Here is a 22,449-nt window from a genome sequence, read left to right as displayed (position 1 = left end):
TGCGGAGGTCTGCCCAGAATGCAACAGCACGTAACCCATAGCCATGTCTCCTTTCCGAGATTATCTGAGATCTGTTTCGCATAAGTACTTCGCATATTGCACCGGGCGCACAAACGCGAGCAAGGCGAGGTCGCGCCATTCCCCTTCCTCGACATTCGGCTTTTTCCACGGTTTGGCGTTCACTTCGATCACCCAGATGTTCCCGCTCTCATCCAGCCCCAGATCAAGGCCAAGCTCGCCGATCGTGCCGCTGTTCTCCTGCTCGATCACCTGCGGCACCGCATCGGAGATGTCGCGCAGTTGCTGCATGATGCGCCTGACTTTTTTGTCGTCGTACATCTCTTGGAGCAGTTGCTTGACGGCAAGCGCGTCGCCGCCGGTGGAGAGGTTGGACGTGATCTGGCCCTGCTGCGCGATGCGGCAGAACATCTTGGTGCGGTTCCAGACGCCCGCGCCGTCTTTTTGCAGCAGAATGCGGATGTCGAACGGGCGGCCTTGCCAGCTTTTCAGCCGCAAGGTGCGCTGGAGCAGATAAGGGCCGTTTTTCAGGCGCTTTTGAAACTTTTTCAGAAAGACCGAGACGGAACCGGCGTACTCCTGGCGCAGGCTGCCGTCTTGTTTTTTGATCTGGTAAAACACCCGCCCGTCGGGGCGGCGCCGGGCCCGGATGATCCCGATGCCAAGTGAGCCGTGCACCGGCTTCAAGTACACATCGGGATGCTGATACAGAAACGGGGCGGCCTGCTCCACGCTTTCGAAACAGACCGCGTCCGGCACGTGCTCCATCGTGCGCCGGTCGCCGTGCAGCCACTGGTGAACCTGCCATTTGTCAAAATAGCCGGGGTTGAAAAAGCGCTTGCCGAGCAGCCCTTTCAGCTTTTCCCGCGCTTCAGCCACATCGCTTTTGTTGATGTAGGCGCGCGAGATGATCTGATCATAGACCGCGTCGGGCAGCGGTAGCCGCCGTTTCGCCCAGCCTGCTTTGCCTTCCAGGCGGTATCCGGTCACCGTGCGCTCTTCCCAGTCGATGTCGGCCACGGAAAACACATAGCCGTACATCTTCTCCCCGGCAGCCGCGTCCAGCAAATTTTTAAACACCTGCTTCTGCTGGCCGGTGAGCTGGCCGTTCGCCGTTTTCACATTGGCCAAGATGCCAAGCAAAAAGCCAAAGCGCAGCCCGTCTCCCGTCTTGTGCAGCATGAGTTTGATCCCGGTGGGCAGATGCAGCTCGCGGAGCAGTTCCCCGCTCAAAAAAGCGGTGTCCGCTGCGCCTTTCTCCGACGGGCGCAGTTTGATGAGGGCTTGTTTGGCTCCAAAAAACAGCCGATGGTCGCCCGGAGCGAGCGATAAGTCTTTGAGATAACCGCGCGGCAATGCCATCACATAGCCGTGCGCGAGAGAAGAGGGCTCGATACGAATCGCTTTCGAACTCGCCATGACCCCGTCCCTCCTCTCGTTGTGGATAGTCAGAAACCTGTTGTGTACTTAGCATATTCAAGATTGCGCAAGAGTGACAACGCACGTACCTCAAGCGAGGTCTGTTTGAGCATCTGCCTGCCCGGGCGCGGGTTGACTTCGATCAGATAGATCTTGCCTTCCGCCGTGACGCCAAAATCGATTCCGAGCTCGCCGATCTTTCCTGCCTTCGCTTCCAACACGCGGCAGATGTGCTCGGCCGCTTCGTCCAGTTGGCTGAGCAGACGGCTGCGCACCGCGCTGTCTCCAAAGCCGTTCTCGCGGAGCAAGTCGTCGGCGAGCACCGCTCGGCCGCCGGTGTGCAGGTTGGTGGTGATCGATCCCGACCCGGCAACACGGGCGATGCGGGCGGTGACGTGCCAACTGTTCTGCCCGTCCTTTTGCATCAGCCAGCGGAAGTCGACGGGCCGCACGCCCCGGTCGGCGAGCAGGTCGATCCCTTGCTGGGCCAGATAAGACCGCCCGGCACAAAAGCGTTTTTGCAAAAATCCGCTCCAGCCTTTTCCCGGACGCTGCAGCCGGCGGGTCATCGTGCGCCCGTTTTGCGTGTATTGGACGCGGACGCCCCGCCCCTGTTCCTGCATGGTCAGGCGGTAGATGCTTTTGCCCTGGGTGCCGTAGCTTGGCTTCACATAGATGTTGCGGTGGCGCTCCAGCAGTTCGTCGATGTCCTGCGGGGTTTTGACGAAGCGCGTCTCCGGCAGATAGCGGCGTGTCGCCTCACTGGCTTCCAGCGTGCGGTGGACGTCCCATTTGTGTCCGGTGGCGTTGCTGAAGTGGCCGTAGGGGACTTTCCTTTGCATCTGCCACAGGTCCTGGCGCATCCGGTCGCGCCACTGCGGGGGCTGGCCCATGATCTTGGGCATGACGAGGTCGGGCAACGGGCGTTTTGTCCGCACCCAGTGCTTCTCGCGGGTTTTGTAGACGTAGCAGTGCGCCACTCCGTCGCTCCAGTTGATCTCGCCAGGGACAAAGACGTACAAGGCGACGCCGGCCTGCTGGGCGAGCGGCATCATATCCTGAAACACAGAGGTCAGTTCGCCAAACGGCTTGCCCGGTGTTTTCGCAGGCAGCGCGTACAGGCCGAGAAACGGGCCGAAGCACAGCTCGCCGTCCACCGTCTTCATCGCAATCCTGCCCAGCGGCAGACACAGCTCTTTGCGCAGCGCTTGCGTCATCTGCACCTCTTCTTCGTCCGTGTAGACCACATGTGCGGCCGCTTTGCGGTTGCCTGCGCGCAGGAGCACTTTGTCATGCTGTTTCGATGCGGCGAGATGCGGCTGCCACTCTCCGGGCAGCGTGACAACAAATTCATCGCTGCCGGGCCAGTTTTGAATCTCGCAGATGCCTTTCATACGATGGCTCCTTTCCTGAAAGAAAAAAGGCTGAGGGCAGCCCTCAGCCTTTAATCTTCAAAATCGTCGTCGTCTTCGAAGACTTCATCTTCGATGTCTTCGTCATCCTTGTAGTGCGGTTGGTCGATGGTGAGCACCCACACTTTCGTTTCGCCGACGATTTCGGTTGCCAGCTCTTTTTCTACGCGGACCAAAATCTCGTGGCCGCTGTCTACAACCGTTGCATCGAGGCAGTTCGGCTGTTGCAGCACTTTCACGGAGACTTTGATGTTGTCGCGGGCGCAGTGCGGGTCGAGTTCGCGCAGCGGAATCGTTTCGGTATAGGTAACGGTGTCTTTCGCAACCGCCGTCTCCGAGTTGCCTTGGTACGAATACCAGACGTTCACGTCAAAACGGCCGTGTACTTCCACGACGTCGCCGACCAGTTCCGCTTCGTAGGAGTGGTTCATCACCCAGCAGCCCCCGATGGTCGTCGGGCGGTTCGCCGGACGAATCGTGTAGGTGGTCTGCGAGTACTTGCTGCCAGTGCCGCAGACCGCGTTGGTGATAATTTCCCGGGCGCGGTATTCTTTGTCTGTGCGTGCCATCTAGCTACCTCCTCTTTCAGTTCAGGTTGATGCAGGCCATTGGATGGCAAGACGTGATACCATTTCTATGCGGGACATCTGCCGTTGGTGCATCTGTCACGGTGGCTGCTGCATTCCTGCTATCTGCTAACAAAATGTGGGTCAACTGTCCCTATATCGTATGGAGCGGGTAGGCGATGTGTGCAGGTAGAATCGCCCATCCTCGATTTCAGCAAAACCTTCCCTATTAGGTGTATTCGCCCGCTTTGAAATCTTGACACTTGACAACAACAGGACGGGTTCGCTAGGGTTAGGGCATTGAATTTTGGCGTGGAGGTCGTTTGGATATGCAAATACCGGTCTATCTGTTGACAGGTTTTCTCGGGAGCGGGAAGACGACAATTTTAAAAACGCTGCTCCAGGCGGTGAAAGCGCAGGGGAACAAGCCGGCCGTGCTGATGAACGAATTTGGCAAACAGAGCGTGGATACCCTGCTCCTGCAAGGGGCGGCCGTGCCGACGGTCGATCTGATCGAAGGCTGTGTCTGCTGCACGGTAAAAGGCAGTTTGACCGGCGCGATGATGCAGTTGGTCGAGGAGCATCGCCCCGATCTGATTTTTCTGGAGGCGTCAGGGGTGGCCTTGCCATTGGAGATCGTCGATTCGCTGCTCGATCCCCCTTTGAAAGACGAAGTGCGGATCGCCGGCGTGTATTCCTGTGTGGATGCGACGCGTTTTCCGCTGCAACTGCCGCCCCTGTTTGAGCAGACGCCGCTTCAGCAGACGATGGTGCAGCAGGTGATGCATGCCGATGTGCTGCTCGTCACCAAGACCGACCTGATCCAGCCGGACCGGCGGTTTGCGCTGGAAGGGGCGCTGCGCCAGCACAACCCTGTGTCTCCGCTGTTGCGGGTCGTGAACGGGCAAGTCGATGCAGAGGCGCTCTTGGCAGTGCGGGCCGGGGTGTCGGGTGCAACTGCTGCGGCCAGGCCGAAGCGGATTAAGATGCGGCAGACGGTATCAAAGGTAAAGCCAGAAGTGCGCGTGGCGGAGAAGACGAGTTTTGGCGGCTTGCAGACGCTGCATTATGAGTTTGCAGCAGGAGTGGATGCGGACCGGCTCTATGAATTTTTGTACGGACTGCCGGAGAGCGTGGCGCGGGGGAAAGGCTTCTACCGCGATGCGGAGAACGGGCGGATGTATCTCTTCCACTTTACGCCTTATGCGCCGATGACTGCGCCTGCAGACGGCGAGGTGCCCGCTTTTGCCGTGCTGATCGGGGAAGGGCTGGACGAACGCGAGTTGCTTCGGAAATTGAAAGCGTGTGAAGTGGCAAATACCCCGCGATAAGAGCGGGGTATTTTTTATTGGATCGACCAGACGAGGCGGTTGTCGGGGAGCAGCCATTCCACGCGGGCGTTGAGCATGGCGTCCGTTTCAAGGAAGTGCCGGAGGAAGGCGCGGTGGTAGTCGGGGATGTCCGGGTTGGTTTGGTACGTGGCGAGGTCCACCCAAGACGGGATGAGGATGTCGGGCTCGTTAGTTAGGAGCTCTCCGGTCACGTCACGGCTAACGAAATAAAAGCACACGGAGTGGTAGCCGGGGCCATGGCCGATGAAAGTGACGACGCCGCGCAGCTCCAGATTTTGCACGGTGAGGCCGGTCTCTTCCCGCATCTCGCGGATGCAGGCTTCTTCCAGCGTTTCGCGCAGCTCGACATGACCGCCGGGCGGGATGAGTTTTTGGTAGGTCGCCTGCTCAGGGTTGTTGATTTTTTTGATCAAGGCGATGTGGTTGTCTCGTATCGCGATGCAGGAGACTTGGACTTTGATCGTCATGCAGGAGTTCCTCCTTCTGTTTGCGGGTGCGCGTCGATCACGGAGCGGATGTGCGCTCCTTCCATTTCTTCGCGTGCTCGCGGACGAGGCGCAGGAATTCGCTGTGCGCCGGAGCCAGCCATTTGCTTTTGTGATGGATCAGCTGTGTCGCGACACGGGTCGCCGCATCGTCCCACGACAGCGCCGCCAGTTTGCCTTCACGCAGTTCCGACTCCACCGCGATGAAAGGCAGAAAGGAGATGCCAAGCCCGGCCATCACGCAGTTTTTGATCGCTTCGATGTTCCAAAATTCCAGCGAATTCGCCGGCACCACTCCATGGCGCTGCAAATGCTGCTCGAACAGCCCGCGATAGCTGCAGCCGGGCTCGGTGTGCAAGATCGACTCCTGCACCAGATCCTGCGGCTGCACCCGCTCTTTTGCTGCAAAAGGATGGTCGAGCGGCGCGATCAATGCCATCTGTTCCACGACCAGAGTTTCCAAATGCAGATCGGTCGCTTCACCCGGCGGTTCCAGCAAAAAGGCAAAATCGAGCTGCCCCGACCGCACCTGCTGCCGCAATTCATAACACACGCCCGGACGAAGCACGATCTTCACCTGTGGATAGAGTCGCCGATACTCCCGCACGATCTCCGGCAGACGGTACGCCGCCAGCGACTCCGGCGCGCCAATCGTCAGCGTCCCGGACGGCGTCGCATCGCTTTGCAGCGCTTCTTTGGCCGCGTTGTGCATCCGCAGCATCTCCGTCGCAAACGGCAAGAGCCGCTCTCCGGCGTCGGTCAGCATGATCTTCTTGCCCAGCCGGTCAAACAGCGGCGTGCCCAGCTCCTCTTCCAGCGCCTGAATCTGCGCCGTCACGCTCGACTGCGCATAGCCGAGCTGCTCGGCCGCTTTCGTAAAGCCGCGCACTTCCGCCACCACTTTAAACGTGTTCAACTGCCTGATCTCCATGCTCCGCCCCCCTTTTTGCTAAATTGTACACCACCCGCTCTCTGCTTTCCATCGGCAAAACCGATTCTTATTATCAAAATGATCTATTTTACTGATTGAGTTGTTCTCTGGTACGCTTCTTGGCAGAGAGAACAGCGAAGAATGGGGTTTTGAACATGGAGAAAACAAAACGACTCAAAGCAACGATCGGCCTGCCGCAAGCCGTTGCCTTGTACATTGGCGCGGTGCTTGGCTCCGGCGTGCTGCTCGTGCCCGGCCTCGCTGCCGAAATCGCCGGTCCCGCCTCCCTGCTCGCCTGGGGGCTGATGACTTTGCTCGTGCTGCCGATGGCTTTGTCGATGGGACTGCTCGCCGCCAAATTTCCCAGTGCGGGCGGTGTCTCACATTTTGTATCGCGGGCGTTCGGCGACCGGGCCGGCACGATGGTCGGCTGGTTCTTCCTGATGTCGGTGCCGATCGGCGCTCCGATCGCCGCCTTGACCGGAGCGGGCTACCTCACCGCCGCGATGGGCTGGGGCGAAGGGGCGCGGATCATCATCGCCATCTTGATGCTGCTCGCCGGACTGCTCACCAACCTGCTGGGCATGAAAGTCGCCGGCGGCGTCCAAGTCGCGGTCGTCGCGGCGATCATCGCCGTGCTGATGCTCGCCATCGCCGGCGCTGCCCCAAACATCGAAGCGCGCCATTTCACGCCGTTCCTGCCCCACGGCTGGGTCAGCGTCGGGCAGGCCGCCGCGATCCTGTTCTGGTGTTTCATCGGCTGGGAAGCGGTCTCCCACCTGTCCGAAGAGTTTGTTGACCCGGAGCGGGACGCGGTCAAAGGCGTGATGATCGCAGCGGTCATCGTCGGCATCCTCTATTTCCTGACCGCCCTCGCCGCCGTCGGCACGCACACCTATGGCTCAGCAGGCGTTTCCGAAGCGTCGCTCGCCCTCGTCATCGAAGGCATTCTCGGCAAAAGCGGCGTCTATGTGGCCGGATTTACCGGCGTGTTTATCTGCACGGCGACGATCATCGCCTATGTCGGTGCGACCTCCCGCCTCGCCTACGCCTTGGCGAGCAAAGGCGATGCACCCAAACCGCTGGCCATCCTGTCCGAAAAACACGGCACGCCGCTTGGCGGACTCGCCTTTCTCGCCTTGTGTTTCGTGGTGGTGCTCACCTTGTATACCACCGATACCGTATCGCTCAGCACGCTGATCCAGTTCCCGAACGCCACCTTCATCCTGACCTACCTCGGCGGCTGTGCGGCCGGCATCCGGCTTTTGAAAGGCAACAGATGGGGCGTCGGTCTATCCTGGCTGAGCTTTGTGCTCACCGCGCTGATCTTCCCCTTCGTCGGCTGGGCGGTGTTGTACCCGCTGGTGATCATGCTGGCGCTCTGGCTGTTTGGCAATAAGAAAAAAACATCCCGTTAACCAACGGGATGTTTTTCTTGTTCTTCTTTGCGAGCCAACATCCGCTCGTAAGCGGTCGCCAGGCCGCTCACTTCATTAAGCGGAATCACGCCGCACGTCTTCGTCTCCGGGCAGCCTTGATTTTGCATGTAGCAGGGCATGTTCAGGTCGCCGAACAACAGCGGCGCCACTTTGATCAGCTGATTGACCTCCTGACGGCGCACCAGACGGATCTCCTCCTGCGCGCGCAGGCACAAACGCTTCATCGAATGGTGACGCCATGCCCATGCGTTGCGGGTGTCGGTGTAGGTCGTCGCAATGCCGACCGGCAGCACCGAGCGGGCTTTTTCCCCTTCGAGGATCTGCTCGTCGGTCAGCTTGCTGTACAGCTCGATCGCTTTTTCATGCACATAGTGCCACTGCTTCAGCTCTTCTTCACGCCCCGGCTGGGCCAGCTCCTTGGGCGTGTAATACACCAGGCTTCCGTCATCCGCCCGGCAGTAGCGCAGGCTCCGCTCGTCAAACGAGGCGTGACGGGCGCGCAGATCCTGCCGCGCCACAAAGATCGGCACCTTTTTCACAAACGAAAACACGTTGTGCTCCAGCACCGTATTGTGCCCGGAATCGCGGCAATGTTCGACGACGCGCGTCGCCACTTTCGAACCCGGCTTGTACAAGTCGGTGTCATAGCACAAGCTCGCCACATTCGCGGCAAACCAGTCCGCATCCTCCGACCACTGCACCAGCACCGACGCCAGCATCGGCAATTCCTTAGACAGCTTCAGCGCCGTCGGGTATTCGACCCCTTTATACGCAAAACGTACCGCCACGTGATTCTCCTCCCCGTATCTCCCAGACGTCTAGTCGCTCACGACCAGCTTGGCATTGGCCGACTCGGTGCCGCGCTCACGTTCCACCCGGACATGCGCGACCCACTCTCCTGCCATCGGAAACGAGCCTTTGCCGCGATACTCGCCCGGCTTCGCTTCGTGCAGTGTGACCACATGCTCGCCGTGATCCATGTCCTGCATCTCCAGATACAAGGAGATCCCGGCCTCTTGCACCGGACGGCCCTGTTCGAGGACGCTGACCACAAACTCGGCCTTCTGCCCGGCATGCGGCACCGCAGGCAGGGTCTTGACGACCACCTGCAGCGCTTCCGCCGCCGCGGCCGAGCCTCCGTCGTTCCGGCTGCAGCCGGCGAGCGGGGTCGTGAGCAAACAACAAATCAAAGTGACAAATCCTAATCTCCGTTTCAAAGAACATCTCAAATCAATTCTCTGATTCATAGAAATACCTCTCTCATCTTATCAAAGATGCTCAAATCAAAAAAGATCCCATCTGAGAAGAAACTTCTTCTCAAGTGGAATCTTTTACCTTATGATACTTTTTTATTCGAAGCCTGCTCCTGCTCCACCCGTTTCAGACACACGCCCAGCGGCAATTTCTCCCCGCTCGGAAATGTGCGGAAACCGGTGCGAAACAGCTTGCCTGCCTTCGATTCAGGATGATGGCTGTCTTGACACGTCAAACAATAATACATGGCGCGCTCCTCCTATTCCGACAAAAAGCGACATCTATACTCTATAAGACGGTTGGCAGCAGTGGAAAGTTTCACCGTTACTAAAAAATTTTTATGAAGGCATACTACAAATCGAGTACAGACGAAAGGTGGGGTTTCGATGCCAAACCATAAGAATATCTTTCACAACAAAGTCGACTTTGCCCGTGAAGAGTTCGCCACCGAGCTGTACAAACCGCAAGGGCATCCGCGCTCGCGGGAACGCAAGTCGCAAAGAGCCCAGTACGGCCAGCACCAGTTGACACACAAATCGATCAAGCGGTCGATGCAGTCGAAGCTCGGCGCTGATCACTAAGCTTTTTCTGCGGCTTGCGGCTTGAACGAAAGACCCGCGTTCCTCATCCGGAACGCGGGTCTTTTGCTGTCTCAAGTTCTAAATCTCAAACACTGCGCCTTGCGTCGCGATCAGCACTTCGCGGCCAAATTCCGCTTCCGCCTCCGCTTTCAACAGCGAGCGGTCATACTCCGGGTAGAAATGCGTCAGGCACAGCTGCTTGACTCCAACTCGCTTGCCGATCTCGCCGACTTCCTTCGAAGTCAGGTGCCCGATGTGCGCCGGGCCTCTGTCCTGCTCCAACCAAGACGCTTCACAGAGGAAAAAGTCCGCGCCAGCCGCCAACCCTTCCAGGCTCTCCGAAGGGCCGGAGTCGCCGGAGAAGACAAAGCGCTTGCCCTGATACTCGGCCGACACAGCCAGACAAGGGATGGCATGCACCGTATCGGCAAACGTAAAGGTCATGCCGCACAGCTCGATCTTGCTGTCCTTCGACAAAGGCACCGCCTGCACATGGCCGTCCAAACCGACTTTGGCAAACTCCTCCGCCGGCGCACCGTTGGCGTAGACGGTGATGAGGTCTTGACGCAACCCTTGCAGGCGGTGGATCATCACGCCGTACTGCAAGACATTCAAGTCACTGGTGTGATCGGCGTGGTGATGGGTGATGATGATCGCATGCAGGTCTTTGATCGCCACATGTTTGGTCAACTCCGCCATCACGCCGCTGCCGGCATCGATCAGCACATTGCCCTGCTCTGTCGATAACAAAAATCCGGTCGTCGCACCGCCCGGAGCCGGATACGGGCCCGTTTCGCCCAATACGCGCAATTTCATGCTCATTTTGCAAACACTCCTTCACGTTCTCCAAGCTCGCTGGCCAGCACTTCCAACTTGTAGACCGCATCTTCGAGATCGTCCCCGTCGATGCGCAGCATCTCCGCCTGATAAGAGGCGAGCTTGTGCTTGTATTTCGGGTCGTAATACAGCTCCAACAGCCGTCCGCAAAAGCGGTCATACGCATGGTTGCCCAGCTGTTCTTGCAGCCAATCGAATTCTTCGCGGGAGATGCGCCGCTGGATCGCCGTCAGCGCATCGCCCAACTGTGCCCGGATCTGATGGTCTTCATGCGGCAGATAATCTTCCAGCAGCCGCTCTACCCGATGCTCCATCGACGCTTCGAGCAGCACATGGCAGCCCGACTGCTTGTCCCGCTCCAGCCACTCCGGCATCACCGAGCGGCCGATGCGTCTGCTCTCCGCTTCCATAAACACCGGACGTGTCGGGTCGAGCTCACGCAGCGACTCCCACAGGTGCGAGTCGAACGTCTTTTGATTATGCGCTTGACCCAGCCCGATCGAGCCAAACACCGAACCGCGGTGGTTGGCCATGCCTTCGAGGTCGAGCACCTGATGCCCGCGTTCTTTCAGCATCAGCAAAGCTCTGGTTTTCCCGACCCCGGTCAGGCCATGCAGCACGATAACCGGACTCTCCAGCCCAACATATCCGCCCAGCTCCGTCATCACCAGCTGGCGGTAGGCGCGGTATCCGCCTTTCAAGCGCACAATCGGATATTTGAGCAGATCCATAAACGTGCAGGCCGCAAAGCTGCGCATCCCGCCGCGCCAGCAGTAAATCACCAACTCGCCTTGCAGCATCAGCTCTTCCATCCGCTCGACCACCTGCGGGATTTTCGGGGAGACGGTCAGCATGGCCAGCCGTCTCGCCGCCGCCGGGCTCTCCTGTTTGTACACCGTGCCGATATGCGCCCGCTCTTCATCGGTAAACAGCGGCACGTTTACACTGCCTGGGATCGTTCCTTCCAAAAATTCGCCTGGGGAGCGCACATCGACCAGCACGCGCCCCGGCACATCATACAGCCGCTCGATTCCTATCTCTTTAAATGCCATTGCCTGTTCCTCTCCATCACTTCACGACTGCCTGACGCTCAGCGGCGACAGGAGTCGAAATGTCCCGTTTTTCTTCATTTCCTCGGAAATCTTCATCCGCGTGCAGATCATGCACTTCGACGATTTCCACTTCATCGCCTGTGTGCAGACCGGCCGCGTTCGCTTCATCGGTGTCGATATGGAAATCGAGCTTATACGCTTTGTTCACCCGAGCCACCACATGGTTAAAAATCAGCCCGCGCTCCCCTTGCACTTGCAGATCGAGCTCATCCCCGTTATGCACGCCAAATGTCCGCGCATCCTCTTCCGAAAAATGCACATGGCGGGCGGCGACGATCACGCCGGTCTGCAGTTCAATGTGGCCTTGCGGGCCGATCAAAAGCAGCCCTGCGCTGCCTTGTATATCACCGGACTCGCGGACGGGCGCGTCAACGCCAAGCTTTACCGCATCCGTTTTGGAAATTTCCACTTGCGTCTTTGGGCGCACCGGACCTAAGATGCGCACCTTTTCAATCGTGCCGCGCGGGCCTTGCAGATCGACCGTTTCTTCGGACGCGAATTGCCCCGGCTGCGACAGCTCCTTTTTCGGATGCAGCCCCGCGCCAGGTCCAAACAAAGTCTCCAGATCCTGCTGGCTCAAATGAACATGCCTTGCTGAAACACCTACCGGAATATTCATCCAGATCCCCCCTCATTATAGCGAAGTCCTGTTCGAGCGACAATTTCAAACTTATCGTTCCCGCCCGGCTGCTCCGCCACACAAAAAGGCCGCCTGTAAAAACAGGCGGCCTTGAGAGTTATGTCCAGCCTTGATAAACCGCTTTGGCCCGCAGCGTTTCGACGACAGAGTACGGCACATGAACCGAGCCCAGCGCCCCGCGATGTTCCGCGCCGCCGCCGTGAAAATCAGATCCGCCCGTCGCCAGCAGCCCGTGCTGTTTGGCGAGCTGCTCATAGTGCGCCCGCTTCTCCAACGGGTGATCGGGATGAAACACTTCCAGTCCGACCAGCCCCAGCGGCACCAGCGTGTCAAACAGATAGTCTTTGCCGATCAGCCCCGGATGAGCGACGACCGGTACGCCGCCGGCGCGCAAAATCAACTGCACCGCGTCGCCCGGCGTTACTTTCAGGCGCTCGACATAGCCGATCTTGCCGGAGCCGAGGTACTTGTCGAACGCCTCCGGGATGTTGCTGACATAGCCTTTGCGCATCAGCACGCGGGCGATATGCGGACGACCAACCGCGCCTTGCGCTTCTTCCAGCACCTCGTCTTGGGTGATCGCCACGCCTGCGTCCTGCAGCCGTCCGATCATCTTGTCGAGGCGGTTCAAGCGGTCTGCGCGCATCCTTGCGGTCAAGTCGCGCAGCTCTTCATGATCAGGATCATAAAAATAGCCCAACACGTGCACTTCCCGGCCTTCAAACGTCGTGCTCAGCTCAATGCCCGGCACCACGTCCACGCCAAGCTCCTTGCCGGCTGCCCGCGCTTCCGCCAGACCGTCGGTCGTGTCATGGTCGGTGACGGCAACAGCGCGCAGTCCGTTTTGCTTGGCCAGTTCGACCAGTTGACGCGGCGTGTAGGTGCCGTCGCTGGCGGTTGTATGTGCATGCAGGTCTGCCAGTTCCATCTGCCTCTACCCCTTCAACACGCTGTCGATCACGCGCTTAAAGTTTCCACCCATTATCTTTTTCATAATCGGTTCGCCATATGCTTGCAGCAGGCGCTCCTGCAGGTTCGGCAGGTCTTCCCCGTGACGCAGGTCGGTCAACGTCCGCTCGATGCCGTCAAAGTCCGAACCGATGCCAAGGTGATCTTCACCGCCCAGTTCCAAGATGTGATCGACATGGCGCATCAAGTCATCGATCGACACCGTACCATCGCCTACAAACATCGGCACAAACGTCACGCCGACCAGCCCGCCGGTCGCAAACAAAGCTTTCAGCTGATCATCGTGCAGATTGCGGCGATGGTCATGAATCGCCCGCGCGTTGGCATGCGATGCGATCACCGGCGCCTGAGCGATGTCCATCACGTCCCAGAACCCTTTTTCACCGAGATGGGCGACGTCGACGATCATGCCCAACTGGTTCATCTCACGCACCACATCGCGCCCAAACGCGGTCAAGCCGCGGTCGACCCGTTCGCCGCAGCCGTCGGCGATGCAGTTGCTCTGGTTCCAGGTCAGGCCCATCGCGCGCACGCCGAGGCGGTACATCGCCCGCAGGATGCGCAGGTCAGACTGGATGCAGTCACCGCCTTCGATCGACAGCAGGCCGGACGTCACGCCATCGGCCATGTTGCGCTCCAAGTCGCCTTTTTTCAAAATCGGGCGGAAGTTCGCGCCGGCGACCACTTCATCATAAAATTGTTCAATCATGCTCAAATGAATCTTCAGCTGCTCGGCCGGATTGTGCTTCGGCTCCACAAACAGCACAAAAAACTGCAAGTCGATGCCCGCCTTGGCGATGCGGTCTTTGCTTAAATGGAGCAGGCCTTTTTCATCTTGAAAACGCAGCCCTTCCGTTTCCATGCGGTAGAGAATGTCAGCATGTCCGTCGATGATCAGCGTATTTTTATTCATCAGCGAATCTCCTCCGTCGTATGTAGTGCTTACTGTTTCGCCTAAAAATATGAAAAAACCTGCTTATCGGGCGATAAACAGGAGGTCGTAAAATGTATAAGAGCAATAAGTTCTCTCTTACCTGGGTTCAACAATCAGTTTGATCGCGGTGCGTTCTTCGCCATCAATAATGATATCGGTAAAAGCCGGGATGCAAATCAGGTCAACGCCGCTGGGTGCGACAAAGCCCCGTGCAATCGCTACCGCCTTCACTGCCTGATTGAGTGCGCCCGCCCCGATCGCTTGGATCTCAGCATTGCCCCGTTCGCGAAGGACACCTGCCAATGCTCCAGCTACAGAATTAGGGTTGGATTTTGCTGAAACTTTTAATACATCCACTTCAAGTACCTCCTTTAGATTGGATCGTTAGGTTAGGACACTAGTATCTATATTCGCGCAGACCAAATTAATTCCTTCTGAAATGCGTGAAATTTTCTCAAAATTCCACCAGTGATCCTTAAAGGAGGGAGAAGTTGGTATTAAATTTTATTTTAAACCGAAATTTGATTCCCACGGACGATCCGGTGTGATCGAAATGCGCTCGATCGCCACCGCGCGGCCATGGTCGTTTGTTTCTATAAATACGCCGTGGAGTTGCGCTTCTCCTTGTGGAACTTCAAAACGGGACGGCATTTGCATCAAAAACTTTTGGATGACGCCGTCTTTGTGGAACCCGATGATCGATTCGTACGGTCCGCACATCCCGACATCGGTCAGGAACGCAGTTCCCCCGGCCAGAATCCGCTCATCGGCCGTCTGCACGTGCGTATGCGTGCCGACCACCGCCGATACGCGGCCGGACAGATAAGTCGCCAGCGCCGCCTTCTCCGCCGTCGCTTCGGCGTGGATGTCGAGGAAGATGTGTTTCGTCTTGTCGCCGATCTCCGCCAGGATCTGATCCGCCTTGCGGAACGGGTCGTCATAGTCGCCCATAAAGGAGCGTCCGAGCAGGGAGATGATCGCGACCTGGCCGCCTGCCGCCTTGCACAGCGTGTAGCCTTGGCCCGGCGCTCCGTCCGGGTAGTTGGCCGGGCGGACGATGCGGCGGTCGGTGCCGATCAGGTGCAGCGATTCCTTTTGGTCGAATGTGTGGTTGCCGAGCGTTAAGATGTCAACCTCCACATCAAAAAGCGCCTCGGCAAGCCGCTCGGTGATCCCGCGACCGTTCGGTGCGATATTTTCGGCATTGGCGATGGTGATGTCCGGCTGGAAGCGTTTCATCAGCTTCGGCATCCACTGCTCGACCATCTGCTTGCCCGGGTGTCCAACAATATCTCCTAAAAACAAAATGCGCACAGCATTTCCTCCGATCTACTTGTGAAACGGCCAATCTCTGGTTCTGTTGCTCTGTGTTACTCTTTGTTACTTATTGTATACGAAAACTTTCCCGCCATCACGGTAGGCGACAATCGAGTCCTCTTGGCGCAACGTTTCCTTTTCCCCTAAGATACCCGCAATGATCTCTTCTTGCGCATGGAGTTCCGCTTCCTGCAGCGGAAGCAGGTCGCTTCCGACCAGTCCGGCATAAAACTCGCGCACCAACTGCACAAACAACGAAAGCTCCGTGACGTGCAACGCGTCCACCTGCTGCTCATACGTCAAAATCGTCACGCCGTCCATCAGCGAATGGCCGATCTTGCCGAGCGGTGCAAAGCTTGGTTCCAGCTCGCGGCAGGCAAGAAAATAGTCGGTGCAATACAAAGCGAATTCACGGCACGTGTCGTCCGCCACTTCGCCTTTCAATAATATCGTCAAGGTGAGCATTCCTGCTCGCGCGTTTAGACTGAGTGAGGAGAGTTCGGGATAACGAATCAGCATCGAAACGAGCAGATTCGTGCCCGGTGTTTCCTTCAATCGAAGTTTTGCCAATCGCAATCCAACCCTTCAATTCAAAAATTCCACCTCACACCTATTCGCTTACCCTGCTGCAAATTCCTTCAGGTAAAAATTGCGCAGAAAAAAATAAAGTAGCCATAAGGGCTACTTTATTTTGCGTATTCGACGGCTCGGGTCTCCCGGATGACCGTAACTTTGATTTGTCCAGGGTAATCGAGTTCATTCTCGATTCGTTTGGAAATCTCACGTGCAACGCGTACCGATTCTGCGTCGTCAATTTGCTCAGGTTTGACAATGATACGTACTTCACGTCCAGCCTGAATGGCATATGACTTTTCTACGCCGTCAAAGGACTCGGCGATTTCTTCCAATTTTTCAAGACGCTTGATGTAAATATCAAGCGTTTCACGGCGCGCACCCGGACGTGCAGCCGACAATGCGTCAGCCGCTGCCACCAGCATGGAGATCGGCGATGTGAATTCAATATCACCGTGATGCGCTCCAATTGCGTTGATCACAATCGGGTGTTCCTTGTACTTCTTCGCAAGTTCCACACCGATCTCGACATGCGAGCCTTCCACCTCATGGGTGATCGCTTTGCCAATGTCGTGGATCAAGCCAGCACGTTTCGCAAGTTGAACATCAAGCCCCAGCTCGGCTGCCATGAGACCGGCGAGATGGGCCACTTCGATCGAGTGTTTGAGAACGTTTTGACCGTAGCTTGTACGATACTTCAGACGTCCAAGAACTTTGATCAGGTCGGGGTGAATACCATGCACCCCAGTTTCGAAGGTGGCTTGTTCGCCCTCTTCGCGGATGCGCTCGTCGATTTCGCGGCGAGCCTTTTCCACCATTTCCTCGATGCGGGCCGGGTGGATCCGCCCGTCAGCAACCAACTTCTCTAAAGCAACGCGTGCGATCTCCCGGCGTACCGGGTCGAAACCGGAGAGGATAACCGCTTCCGGAGTGTCATCGATGATCAGATCGATGCCGGTGAGCGTCTCCAGCGCACGAATGTTACGGCCTTCACGACCGATGATGCGACCTTTCATCTCGTCATTCGGCAATGCGACGACGGAGACGGTCGTTTCGGCGACATGGTCGGCAGCGCAACGCTGAATGGAGGTTGCGATGATTTCCTTCGCCTTCTTTTCAGCTTCTTCTTTCGCTTGCTGCTCGATCTCTTTCATCATGATTGCCGCTTCGTGACGGCATTCATTTTCCACATTGGTGAGGATCAGTTGACGGGCATCGTCGCGGGTCAGACCGGAAATCCGCTCCAGCTCAGCGACCTGCTCGCGGAGCATCGCGTCGGCGCGCTCCTTCGTCTCCTCAATCATACGTTCTTTATTCGATAAGACTTCCCCGCGCTTCTCAATGGACTCAGTCTTGCGGTCGAGCGTCTCCTCTTTTTGCAAAAGGCGGCGTTCGAGACGCTGAATCTCATTGCGTCGCTCGCGAGTGTCTTTTTCAGCTTCGGAACGTAGCTTGTGTACTTCTTCTTTCGCCTCTAAAATTGCTTCCTTCTTCTTCGCTTCGGCTTCTTTTGCTGCAGTATCAAGAATCTGTTCTGCGCGCAGTTCCGCAGCGGCCAATTTGCCCTCTGCGATGTTGCGGCGAACCAGATAGCCTCCAACAAGACCTACTGCCAAGAAGATCACCGATAACAAGATCGGGAGTAAGGAATCCATGGTGGCGCCTCCTTGCTCAGTTCAAATGTATCTAAGCATGTCTGACGCAAACCCGGTATGCGAAGCTACTTCCACGAGAGAATGATCAAGCTGTTTATACGCAATATTAATTCTATCGTCTGTGTCAATCATTGTCAAGATTGGCGAGAGATATGAAACGGCGCAGCGCATCCTTGATCACCGAGGTGGAAAACCCACGTCTTGCCAGATATTGCGCCAGTTTTCGCTGTTCTTCAAATGTAAATTGGAGCGATTTGCGGCCAACTTTTTTCTGCAGCAGGCGCATGGCTCCTTCGAGTTCCAATTCTTCGTCTACGACCTCATCCAGCGCCTCGGCGATGTAATCCGACTCGATCCCCTTTTGCTTCAGTTCCCATTGCAGCATCGCTTTGCCGCGCGGGCGGTTGCGCATCCGGTTCTCCACCCAGAGGCGGGCAAATTCATTGTCGTTGATATAGCCGCGTTCGACCAGCCACTCCACGGTCATCCGCACCACTTCTTCGTCAAAGAGGTCTTTGCCGGACAGATAGTCGACCATCTCTTTCTTCGAGCGTTGCCGGAAGGACAGGTAGTGCACCGCCGCGTCTTTCGCCTTGTACACGACCTCATCCCGCCACACCGCCTGGAGCATCTCCACCGTGACTTCCAGCCCTTTTTTCAAGCGGTGCTTGAGCGCCACTTCGCGGTAGACCCCCATCAGGAACTCCTCGTTGACAAACACGTTCAGCCGGTCAGGACTTGCTTTCTGCACAGAAAGGGCGGTCACGTGACCGCCCCGAAATTCCGGTTGCTCTTGCTGCTTTTTCTTTTCCTGCATGAGTTACGCCCTACAGGTCGAGACCGAGCAATTCGTCCGCTTCCTGATCGGCCATTTCTTCAGCAGATGCTTTGAAGTCCGGCGCGGCAGCTTTGCCGACTTGGTAATGTTCGCGGATCAGCCCGTCGATCTTCGCCGCCAGTTCCGGATGGTCTTTCAGGAACTGCTTCGCGTTCTCACGGCCTTGGCCGAGACGTTCGCCTTCGTAGGAGTACCAAGCGCCAGACTTGTTGATGATGTCGAGGTCGGTGCCCATGTCGACGAGCGTGCCTTCGCGGGAGATGCCTTCGCCAAACATCAGGTCAACTTCCGCCTGTTTGAACGGCGGCGCGACTTTGTTCTTGACGACCTTGATCTTGGTGCGGCTGCCGACCATGTCGTTGCCTTGCTTGAGCACTTCGGCACGGCGCACTTCCAGACGCACGGTGGAGTAGAACTTCAGCGCACGGCCGCCGGATGTGGTCTCCGGATTTCCGAACATGACGCCGACTTTTTCACGAATCTGGTTGATGAAGATCGCGATCGTTTTCGACTTGTTGATCGCACCTGCCAGTTTGCGGAGCGCCTGCGACATCAAACGCGCCTGCAGACCGACGTGGGTATCGCCCATGTCGCCTTCGATCTCTGCTTTCGGCACAAGCGCCGCTACGGAGTCGACAACGACGATGTCGACCGCACCGGAGCGCACGAGCGCTTCGGCGATCTCCAGCGCCTGTTCACCGGTGTCCGGCTGCGCGATCAGGAGCTCGTCGATGTTGACGCCGAGCTTCTGTGCATAGACCGGGTCGAGCGCGTGCTCGGCGTCGATGAACGCCGCCTGGCCGCCGGTGCGCTGCACCTCAGCGATCGCGTGCAGGGTGACGGTCGTTTTACCGGAGGATTCCGGTCCGTATACTTCGATGATCCGGCCGCGCGGGAACCCGCCGACGCCAAGTGCAATATCTACAGCCAGCGAACCGGTCGATACAGTTTCCACGTTGTAGCTGGAAGCTGCCTCCCCAAGACGCATGACAGAACCTTTCCCGAACTGTTTCTCAATCTGGCGCAACGCCATATCCAAAGCCGCTTTACGATCGTTAGACAATGGTTACACTCCCCTTATTCTATTCCTCTCACGAATCTCCAATAGATTCGCGTCTGTTTCTTCAATCCCTGCTTTTATTGTACTTCATATGAATAGAAAAAGCAAACGTTTGTTCTCCTCTTTTTTCAAAAAACAGCCCCTGCAGACACAGGGACTGTTTGCGGTCTATTTGCGCTGGCGTTCGCGCGGACGCGCCGGTTCCAAATTGATGCGGGAACCGTTGATGCGGGACTTGCGCAGCGCCTCAAACACGAACGGCGCCGACTCTTCCTGCACTTCCACAAAGGTGAATTTCTCGAAGATGTCGATCTTGCCGATCGCCCCGCCGGGGATGCCGGCTTCTTCGGAGATGTGCTTGACGAGGTCGCTCGGGCCGATCTTGGCGCTGCGGCCGATGTTCAGGAAGAAGCGCACCATGCCCGGCGCTCCGCCCGTCTCGCCGAAGTTGTAGTCGGCTTCCGGCGCTTCGAAGTCCTCGCCGCTGGCCAGCTTCAGAGCGGCTGCAGCCAGGTCGAGCGGATCAAACTCATCGACGAGCCCGGAGAGGATCGCGCGATAGGTGGCCAGCTTGCCGTCCTGCATCGTGCGCACCAGGCGGTCGCGCCAGATCTCCGTCTGCCGCTCCGCCACATCGGCGAGCGACGGCACCTCTTTGGCGACCAGCTTCGCCTTGGTCTCCTTCTCGATCTGCTTGAGCAGCTTGAACTCCGGCGGCGTGACCAAAGTCAGCGCCAAGCCGCGCTTGCCGGCGCGCCCCGTGCGGCCGATGCGATGCACGTACGATTCCGGGTCCTGCGGGATGTCGAAGTTGATGACGTGCGTCACGTTCTCCACGTCGATCCCCCGCGCTGCGACGTCTGTCGCCACGAGCAGTTGAATCTCCGTGTGGCGGAACTTGCGCATCACGCGGTCGCGCTGGGCCTGTGACAGGTCGCCGTGCAGCCCGTCGGCGAGGTAGCCCCGGCTCATCAAGGAGTCGGTCAACTCATCGACGCCGCGCTTGGTGCGGCAGAAGATGATACCGAGCTCCACCTCTTCGGAATCGATGATCCGCGAGAGGCTCTCCAGCTTCGTGCGCTCCAGCACTTTGTAATAGACCTGCTCGATCAAGGGCACGGTCACGTCGCCGCGGTTGATCGTCACGTTCTGCGGGTCGATCATGTAGCGCTTGGAGAGGCTCTTCACCTCAGGCGGCATCGTCGCCGAGAACAGCAGGGTCTGGCGCTCGGCCGGCGTCTCTTTCAGAATCGACTCGATGTCCTCGATAAAGCCCATGTCGAGCATTTCATCCGCTTCGTCGAGCACCAGCGTCTTCAGCTTGTCGAGCTTGAGCGTGCCGCGGCGCAGATGGTCGAGAATCCGCCCCGGCGTGCCGATGACGACCTGCACGCCTTGCTGCAGCGCGCGGATCTGCGAACCGATCGACTGACCGCCGTAGATCGGCATGGTGCGGGTGCGCTTGTATTTGGCGATCTTGCGCAGTTCGCCTGCGACCTGGATCGCCAGTTCCCGGGTCGGGGTCAGGATCAGCGCCTGCACATGCTTGGCGGGACCTGCCATTTCCAGCAGCGGAATGCCAAACGCCGCCGTCTTGCCTGTGCCGGTCTGCGCCTGCCCGATCACGTCACTGCCGGTCAGCACGACCGGGATGCACTGCGCTTGGATCGGCGACGGCTCTTCGAAACCCATGTCACTGATCGCCTGTTGAATCTTCTTGCCAAGGTTCAGTTCTAAAAATGTCGTCATATGCCTATGATCACCTTTCGTTCTGGAGACGTTGGATCAAGCTGTAGAGAGCCGTTTTTGCTGCCCGCAAACGGATCTGTGTGCGATCCCCGTGTTTCCATTGGTGTTGGTTGACGGTTGTTCCGCCCGGCCCGGAGACAGCGATGTAGACCAGCCCGACCGGCTTTTCCTCCGAACCGCCGCCAGGTCCGGCGATGCCTGTCACCGAGACGGCCCAGTCGGTGCCGAGCACCCGCTTCGCGCCGTCTGCCATCTGCACGGCACACTCTGCCGAGACGGCGCCATGCGCCTTCAGCACCGCTTCCTCCACGCCGAGCACACGCTGCTTCACCTCGTTGTGGTACGAGACCACACCGCCGTTAAAATAGGCCGAGCTGCCCGGCAGGTCGGTGATCATCTTGCCGATCAGACCGCCGGTGCAGCTTTCCGCCGTGGCAAACGTCTGCCCGGCCGCCTGCAGCAGCTGCCCTGCTTTCACTTCCAAGGATTCGTCATCGATCCCGTAGATAAAGCGGCCGATGCGCTCACGGATCGCCGTTTCCAGGGGCAAGATCAGCGCATGCGCCTCCGCTTCCGTCGGGGCGCTGGCGGTCAGGCGAATCTTCACTTCCCCTTCTGAGGCGTACGGCGCCACAGTTGGATTGGACTGATTCTGAATGATGTCGCGAATCTGTTCTTCCATCGCCGATTCGCCAAGCCCAAAGATGCGCAGAAAGCGGGAGGCAAAAACGAGCGCTGCCGCCCCCTGCACGCGCTTCAAAATCGCCTGCACCTGCTCTTCGTACATCGGGCGCATTTCGGTCGGCGGACCCGGCAGCAGGAAATAGTGCACGCCGTCCTGCTCCAGGTACATGCCCGGCGCTGTGCCCCGCGGATTGTGCAGCACTTCCGCCCCTTCGATCACCATCGCCTGCTGCTTGTTGTTTTGGGGCATCTCAAGTCCACGATATGTATAAAAGCTGCGAATATATTCTACTATTTCGTTTGACAAATTCAGACTTCTGCCGACAAATGAAGCGACGACTTCCCGCGTCAGATCGTCTTCCGTGGGCCCGAGACCGCCTGTTAAAATCACCACATTTGCCCCGCGGTCCTTAGCCGTTTGCAACGCTTGCACAGCGCGTTCAAAATTGTCCCCGACCACCGTGTGGTGGTAAACGCCAACGCCGATTTCCGCCAGGCGCTGTGACAGGTACTGTGCGTTGGTGTTGGCGATCTGACCCATCAAAAGCTCGGTGCCGACCGCAAGAATCTCTGCTCTCATCACGTCTCAGCCCTTCCGATTCGATGATTAAGAAAGAAACAAAG

24 protein-coding genes are annotated in these 22,449 nt (G+C 57.8%); 3 read left to right on the top strand and 21 right to left on the bottom strand.

Features of this window, described 5'->3' with window-relative positions:
• Nucleotides 1–60: 60 nt before the first annotated feature.
• The 3 genes from CBW65_RS17540 to cotE are packed head-to-tail and all read right to left on the bottom strand — an operon-like array spanning nucleotide 61 to nucleotide 3,418.
• Nucleotides 61–1,437 carry a YheC/YheD family endospore coat-associated protein gene (locus tag CBW65_RS17540; protein WP_087457921.1) on the bottom strand — a complete coding sequence of 459 codons (1,377 nt, stop codon included), beginning with the start codon at nucleotides 1,435–1,437 and terminating at the stop codon, nucleotides 61–63.
• A gap of 29 nt (nucleotides 1,438–1,466) precedes the next feature.
• The gene (locus CBW65_RS17535; RefSeq protein ID WP_087457920.1) at nucleotides 1,467–2,831 is read right to left on the bottom strand and encodes a YheC/YheD family endospore coat-associated protein; all 1,365 of its coding nucleotides are present in this window, start codon (nucleotides 2,829–2,831) and stop codon (nucleotides 1,467–1,469) included.
• A gap of 50 nt (nucleotides 2,832–2,881) precedes the next feature.
• Complete coding sequence (gene cotE, locus CBW65_RS17530; protein ID WP_087457919.1) at nucleotides 2,882–3,418, bottom strand: outer spore coat protein CotE; 537 nt, start codon at nucleotides 3,416–3,418, stop codon at nucleotides 2,882–2,884.
• 326 nt (nucleotides 3,419–3,744) lie between these two features.
• Between cotE and CBW65_RS17525 the strand changes: the two genes are divergently transcribed.
• On the top strand, nucleotides 3,745–4,746 hold the full coding sequence (locus CBW65_RS17525) for a CobW family GTP-binding protein (protein WP_087457918.1): 1,002 nt from the start codon (nucleotides 3,745–3,747) through the stop codon (nucleotides 4,744–4,746).
• A 14-nt stretch (nucleotides 4,747–4,760) separates the two neighbouring features.
• Here CBW65_RS17525 and CBW65_RS17520 read toward each other — a convergent pair whose 3' ends face one another.
• Both CBW65_RS17520 and CBW65_RS17515 read right to left on the bottom strand, forming a co-directional pair.
• On the bottom strand, nucleotides 4,761–5,234 hold the full coding sequence (locus tag CBW65_RS17520) for an NUDIX domain-containing protein (RefSeq protein WP_087457917.1): 474 nt from the start codon (nucleotides 5,232–5,234) through the stop codon (nucleotides 4,761–4,763).
• A 37-nt stretch (nucleotides 5,235–5,271) separates the two neighbouring features.
• Entirely contained in the window at nucleotides 5,272–6,183 is a 912-nt protein-coding gene (locus CBW65_RS17515) for a LysR family transcriptional regulator (protein WP_087457916.1), read from the bottom strand.
• 155 nt (nucleotides 6,184–6,338) lie between these two features.
• Between CBW65_RS17515 and yjeH the strand changes: the two genes are divergently transcribed.
• Nucleotides 6,339–7,601, top strand: a complete 1,263-nt coding sequence (gene yjeH / locus CBW65_RS17510; protein WP_087457915.1) for an L-methionine/branched-chain amino acid transporter — start codon at nucleotides 6,339–6,341, stop codon at nucleotides 7,599–7,601.
• On the opposite strand, the gene thyX is transcribed toward yjeH, so the two are convergent.
• The 3 genes from thyX to CBW65_RS24330 all read right to left on the bottom strand — a co-directional run bounded on the left by thyX (nucleotide 7,598) and on the right by CBW65_RS24330 (nucleotide 9,123).
• Nucleotides 7,598–8,410, bottom strand: a complete 813-nt coding sequence (gene thyX, locus CBW65_RS17505) for an FAD-dependent thymidylate synthase (protein WP_087457914.1) — start codon at nucleotides 8,408–8,410, stop codon at nucleotides 7,598–7,600. The two genes, yjeH and thyX, sit on opposite strands and share 4 nt — an antisense overlap.
• A gap of 30 nt (nucleotides 8,411–8,440) precedes the next feature.
• The gene (locus tag CBW65_RS17500) at nucleotides 8,441–8,812 is read right to left on the bottom strand and encodes a FixH family protein (protein WP_157722021.1); all 372 of its coding nucleotides are present in this window, start codon (nucleotides 8,810–8,812) and stop codon (nucleotides 8,441–8,443) included.
• Nucleotides 8,813–8,958: 146 nt separating this feature from the next.
• The gene (locus tag CBW65_RS24330; protein ID WP_157722019.1) at nucleotides 8,959–9,123 is read right to left on the bottom strand and encodes a DUF3973 domain-containing protein; all 165 of its coding nucleotides are present in this window, start codon (nucleotides 9,121–9,123) and stop codon (nucleotides 8,959–8,961) included.
• A 139-nt stretch (nucleotides 9,124–9,262) separates the two neighbouring features.
• On the opposite strand from CBW65_RS24330, the gene CBW65_RS17495 reads away from it, so the two are divergent.
• Nucleotides 9,263–9,457: a hypothetical protein gene (locus CBW65_RS17495; RefSeq protein WP_087457912.1), complete on the top strand. Its 195-nt coding sequence runs from the start codon at nucleotides 9,263–9,265 to the stop codon at nucleotides 9,455–9,457.
• Nucleotides 9,458–9,535: 78 nt separating this feature from the next.
• On the opposite strand, the gene CBW65_RS17490 is transcribed toward CBW65_RS17495, so the two are convergent.
• The 13 genes from CBW65_RS17490 to CBW65_RS17430 form a co-directional block, all read right to left on the bottom strand.
• Nucleotides 9,536–10,279, bottom strand: a complete 744-nt coding sequence (locus CBW65_RS17490) for an MBL fold metallo-hydrolase (protein WP_087457911.1) — start codon at nucleotides 10,277–10,279, stop codon at nucleotides 9,536–9,538.
• A complete protein-coding gene (mnmH, locus tag CBW65_RS17485; protein WP_087457910.1) occupies nucleotides 10,276–11,346 on the bottom strand; it encodes a tRNA 2-selenouridine(34) synthase MnmH in 1,071 nt (356 codons plus the stop codon). The genes CBW65_RS17490 and mnmH overlap by 4 nt, the downstream gene beginning before the upstream one ends.
• A gap of 16 nt (nucleotides 11,347–11,362) precedes the next feature.
• The gene (gene pduL, locus CBW65_RS17480; protein WP_087457909.1) at nucleotides 11,363–12,025 is read right to left on the bottom strand and encodes a phosphate propanoyltransferase; all 663 of its coding nucleotides are present in this window, start codon (nucleotides 12,023–12,025) and stop codon (nucleotides 11,363–11,365) included.
• A 118-nt stretch (nucleotides 12,026–12,143) separates the two neighbouring features.
• Nucleotides 12,144–12,974: a PHP domain-containing protein gene (locus CBW65_RS17475; protein WP_087457908.1), complete on the bottom strand. Its 831-nt coding sequence runs from the start codon at nucleotides 12,972–12,974 to the stop codon at nucleotides 12,144–12,146.
• A 6-nt stretch (nucleotides 12,975–12,980) separates the two neighbouring features.
• Complete coding sequence (locus CBW65_RS17470) at nucleotides 12,981–13,928, bottom strand: dipeptidase (protein WP_087457907.1); 948 nt, start codon at nucleotides 13,926–13,928, stop codon at nucleotides 12,981–12,983.
• Between the two features lie 117 nt (nucleotides 13,929–14,045).
• Nucleotides 14,046–14,306 carry a stage V sporulation protein SpoVS gene (gene spoVS / locus CBW65_RS17465; RefSeq protein WP_087457906.1) on the bottom strand — a complete coding sequence of 87 codons (261 nt, stop codon included), beginning with the start codon at nucleotides 14,304–14,306 and terminating at the stop codon, nucleotides 14,046–14,048.
• 147 nt (nucleotides 14,307–14,453) lie between these two features.
• Nucleotides 14,454–15,263 carry a TIGR00282 family metallophosphoesterase gene (locus CBW65_RS17460; RefSeq protein ID WP_087457905.1) on the bottom strand — a complete coding sequence of 270 codons (810 nt, stop codon included), beginning with the start codon at nucleotides 15,261–15,263 and terminating at the stop codon, nucleotides 14,454–14,456.
• A gap of 66 nt (nucleotides 15,264–15,329) precedes the next feature.
• On the bottom strand, nucleotides 15,330–15,836 hold the full coding sequence (locus CBW65_RS17455) for a hypothetical protein (RefSeq protein WP_157722017.1): 507 nt from the start codon (nucleotides 15,834–15,836) through the stop codon (nucleotides 15,330–15,332).
• Nucleotides 15,837–15,952: 116 nt separating this feature from the next.
• Complete coding sequence (rny, locus tag CBW65_RS17450; RefSeq protein WP_087457903.1) at nucleotides 15,953–17,494, bottom strand: ribonuclease Y; 1,542 nt, start codon at nucleotides 17,492–17,494, stop codon at nucleotides 15,953–15,955.
• A gap of 124 nt (nucleotides 17,495–17,618) precedes the next feature.
• The gene (locus CBW65_RS17445) at nucleotides 17,619–18,311 is read right to left on the bottom strand and encodes a regulatory protein RecX (protein WP_087457902.1); all 693 of its coding nucleotides are present in this window, start codon (nucleotides 18,309–18,311) and stop codon (nucleotides 17,619–17,621) included.
• A 10-nt stretch (nucleotides 18,312–18,321) separates the two neighbouring features.
• On the bottom strand, nucleotides 18,322–19,365 hold the full coding sequence (gene recA, locus CBW65_RS17440) for a recombinase RecA (protein WP_198299851.1): 1,044 nt from the start codon (nucleotides 19,363–19,365) through the stop codon (nucleotides 18,322–18,324).
• Nucleotides 19,366–19,560: 195 nt separating this feature from the next.
• Nucleotides 19,561–21,141, bottom strand: coding sequence for a DEAD/DEAH box helicase (locus CBW65_RS17435; RefSeq protein WP_087457901.1), 1,581 nt, complete (start codon nucleotides 21,139–21,141; stop codon nucleotides 19,561–19,563).
• 10 nt (nucleotides 21,142–21,151) lie between these two features.
• Nucleotides 21,152–22,405, bottom strand: a complete 1,254-nt coding sequence (locus CBW65_RS17430) for a competence/damage-inducible protein A (protein ID WP_087457900.1) — start codon at nucleotides 22,403–22,405, stop codon at nucleotides 21,152–21,154.
• Nucleotides 22,406–22,449 lie beyond the last annotated feature (44 nt).

Source organism: Tumebacillus avium (assembly GCF_002162355.1).
Lineage (GTDB): Bacteria > Bacillota > Bacilli > Tumebacillales > Tumebacillaceae > Tumebacillus_A > Tumebacillus_A avium.
The sequence above is the reverse complement of the archived record's forward strand: the minus strand, read 5'-3'. Positions and strand labels throughout refer to the sequence as shown.

Coding starts and splice junctions, on each gene's coding strand:
- CBW65_RS17540 (WP_087457921.1), bottom strand. CDS start 1,437: ATGGCGAGTTCGAAAGCGATTCGTATCGAGCCCTCTTCTCTCGCGCAC.
- CBW65_RS17535 (WP_087457920.1), bottom strand. CDS start 2,831: ATGAAAGGCATCTGCGAGATTCAAAACTGGCCCGGCAGCGATGAATTT.
- cotE (WP_087457919.1), bottom strand. CDS start 3,418: ATGGCACGCACAGACAAAGAATACCGCGCCCGGGAAATTATCACCAAC.
- CBW65_RS17525 (WP_087457918.1), top strand. CDS start 3,745: ATGCAAATACCGGTCTATCTGTTGACAGGTTTTCTCGGGAGCGGGAAG.
- CBW65_RS17520 (WP_087457917.1), bottom strand. CDS start 5,234: ATGACGATCAAAGTCCAAGTCTCCTGCATCGCGATACGAGACAACCAC.
- CBW65_RS17515 (WP_087457916.1), bottom strand. CDS start 6,183: ATGGAGATCAGGCAGTTGAACACGTTTAAAGTGGTGGCGGAAGTGCGC.
- yjeH (WP_087457915.1), top strand. CDS start 6,339: ATGGAGAAAACAAAACGACTCAAAGCAACGATCGGCCTGCCGCAAGCC.
- CBW65_RS24330 (WP_157722019.1), bottom strand. CDS start 9,123: ATGTATTATTGTTTGACGTGTCAAGACAGCCATCATCCTGAATCGAAG.
- CBW65_RS17495 (WP_087457912.1), top strand. CDS start 9,263: ATGCCAAACCATAAGAATATCTTTCACAACAAAGTCGACTTTGCCCGT.
- CBW65_RS17490 (WP_087457911.1), bottom strand. CDS start 10,279: ATGAGCATGAAATTGCGCGTATTGGGCGAAACGGGCCCGTATCCGGCT.
- mnmH (WP_087457910.1), bottom strand. CDS start 11,346: ATGGCATTTAAAGAGATAGGAATCGAGCGGCTGTATGATGTGCCGGGG.
- pduL (WP_087457909.1), bottom strand. CDS start 12,025: ATGAATATTCCGGTAGGTGTTTCAGCAAGGCATGTTCATTTGAGCCAG.
- CBW65_RS17475 (WP_087457908.1), bottom strand. CDS start 12,974: ATGGAACTGGCAGACCTGCATGCACATACAACCGCCAGCGACGGCACC.
- CBW65_RS17470 (WP_087457907.1), bottom strand. CDS start 13,928: ATGAATAAAAATACGCTGATCATCGACGGACATGCTGACATTCTCTAC.
- rny (WP_087457903.1), bottom strand. CDS start 17,494: ATGGATTCCTTACTCCCGATCTTGTTATCGGTGATCTTCTTGGCAGTA.
- CBW65_RS17445 (WP_087457902.1), bottom strand. CDS start 18,311: ATGCAGGAAAAGAAAAAGCAGCAAGAGCAACCGGAATTTCGGGGCGGT.
- recA (WP_198299851.1), bottom strand. CDS start 19,365: ATGGCGTTGCGCCAGATTGAGAAACAGTTCGGGAAAGGTTCTGTCATG.
- CBW65_RS17435 (WP_087457901.1), bottom strand. CDS start 21,141: ATGACGACATTTTTAGAACTGAACCTTGGCAAGAAGATTCAACAGGCG.
- CBW65_RS17430 (WP_087457900.1), bottom strand. CDS start 22,405: ATGAGAGCAGAGATTCTTGCGGTCGGCACCGAGCTTTTGATGGGTCAG.